The following is a 2,027-nucleotide window of genomic DNA, read 5'->3' on the forward strand; positions in this document are numbered from 1 at the left end:
CTTTCGTGTCAGTGTGTTCGGTGCCGGGCTGGGACTTGCCGCGCCGATTCTCGGCATGCGCATGTTTCGCGCGGATTCGGCGCGTCGCCGCATCGTCTACGCCCTCTGGCTCACGCCGCTGGCGCTGATTCTGCTCGGGCAGAAACCCATGATGGAACTGCTGGGCTTCCGCAAGCATGTGGCAACGCGCATGGCTGCGCGCGATGCCCAGCCGCTGGTTCACGCGATCCGCTCCTACCGGACCGACCACGGTGAGCCGCCGGCGTCCCTGGGGGATCTGGTGCCCGACTACATGGAGGTCTTGCCGACACCAACGATTCGGGCCGCGATGCCTTACGAGTATTTCGTCAAGATCGAAGAACGCGGTCCCACGCAATGGTTCTTGCGCGTGCCGGTTGCCGATCGTGTTTGTTCGACAGGTGAGCGAATCGCGGAATTCAATGAATCAACGCCGTTTCTCGAGCGCGAGCATCGCACGAAAGACGGATTGCTCTCTGGCTGGACCTTCGCCTGCCCGTAGCCCTCAGAACTTCTTCTTCGAATCCAGCAGGATCGTGACCGGTCCGTCGTTGACGAGTTCCACGTCCATCATGGCCCCGAAACGACCGCCCCGGGTGGGGAGGCCTGCCTCGGCGAGCAGCTTCATGGTCAGCTCATAGAGCCGCTCGCCCTCTTCGGGCCGGGCTGCGTGGGCGAAGGAGGGGCGGGTGCCCTTCTTGGCATCGCCGAGCAGGGTGAACTGGGAGACGACCAGCACCTCGCCGCCGATGTCGGTGACCGAGCGGTTCATCTTCTCTTCGTCGTCGGCGAAGATGCGTAGCCCCGCGAGCTTGGCGGCCATCCACTGCGCGTCGGAATCGGCGTCCTCGTCGGCAACGCCCAGCAGGACGAGAAGCCCCTTGCCGATCTGTGATACCGGCTCGCCGCCGACGCTCACGCCGGCGCGACTGACTCTTTGAACAACGGCGCGCATGGGGGCTGCTTTACTCAGCACCGGATGGTTTGTAAATTGTGACCATGCAGCGCACCCGTCTCCTCCCCGTTTCCCTGTTGATTGCGATCGTCCTCACTCTGAGCGCCTGCGCGGGCGTGGGACGGATGATGGGCAAGCAGCCCCGGCGCCTGCTGTGGGTGGAGTGCCAGAACCGCAACCACACCCTGGATACACCCGAAAAAATCGACCGGCTCATCGCCGACGCAAAGGACTGGCGCGTGGACGGCCTGCTCGTGCAGGTCTACCGCAGCGGCTACGCCTGGTACGATTCGAATGTGACCGACCGCGCTCCCACGCTCGCCCAGGGCTATGACCCGCTGGCCTACGTGATCGAGCGCGCCAGCGCCGAGGGCATCGAGGTTCACGCCTGGATCAACGTTTTCTATCTGGCAGGCAATGCGCAGGCGCGCATCGTGCGCGAACTCGGACAGGACGTCATCATACGCGACAATTTTGGCAGGCCCGTAACGGCCTACGAAGACTCACGCCCGCCGGCGGTGCTCGATGAAGGCGGCAAGCCGCTGCCCGTCACCGAGGGCGGCGAGGTTCTCATCGGCACGAGCGGCGTGTGGCTCGATCCCGGCGTGCCCGAGGTGCGCACCTTCCAGCTCCAGATCGTCGATGAGCTGGCGCTGGGCTATCCCGGGCTCTCGGGCATTCATCTCGACTTCATCCGCTATCCCTATACCGTGCCGGTCCGGCCGGTCTCGCGCCTGGGGGTGGGCGTGGACTTCGGTTACGCGCCCGGCGCGCTGGCGGCCTTCGAAGAGCAGACCGGCGGCAGCGCGCCGCTGGCCAACCAGAACCTGCGCGATGCCAGCCGCTGGGATCAATGGCGACGTGAACAAGTAAGCGATTTTGTATCTCGCGCGCGGAAGCTAACGCGAGCGAAAAAGCTTGCCCTTTCCGTGGCGGCACTCGCTTGGGCCGACAGGGCCTATCTCTCGGCATTTCAGGACTGGCGCGGCTGGCTCGAGCGCGACCAGATCGATGCCGCCGTCCTGATGAATTATTCGACCGACGATGCACTGGC

Annotated in this window: 3 protein-coding genes; 2 read left to right on the plus strand and 1 reads right to left on the minus strand. The window is 64.6% G+C overall.

Translation table 11 applies throughout. The features are described from left to right. Window positions 1–520 (plus strand): hypothetical protein (locus KDH09_18435; protein ID MCB0221681.1); only part of this gene is annotated, 520 nt, incomplete at its 5' end. 3 nt (window positions 521–523) lie between these two features. On the opposite strand, the gene dtd is transcribed toward KDH09_18435, so the two are convergent. Continuing rightward, window positions 524–973, minus strand: a complete 450-nt coding sequence (gene dtd / locus KDH09_18440) for a D-tyrosyl-tRNA(Tyr) deacylase (protein MCB0221682.1) — start codon at window positions 971–973, stop codon at window positions 524–526. Window positions 974–1,017: 44 nt separating this feature from the next. Between dtd and KDH09_18445 the strand changes: the two genes are divergently transcribed. Then, the coding region (locus KDH09_18445; protein MCB0221683.1) for a family 10 glycosylhydrolase at window positions 1,018–2,027 on the plus strand (1,010 nt) is incomplete at its 3' end.

Source organism: Chrysiogenia bacterium (genome assembly GCA_020434085.1).
Taxonomy (GTDB): domain Bacteria; phylum JAGRBM01; class JAGRBM01; order JAGRBM01; family JAGRBM01; genus JAGRBM01.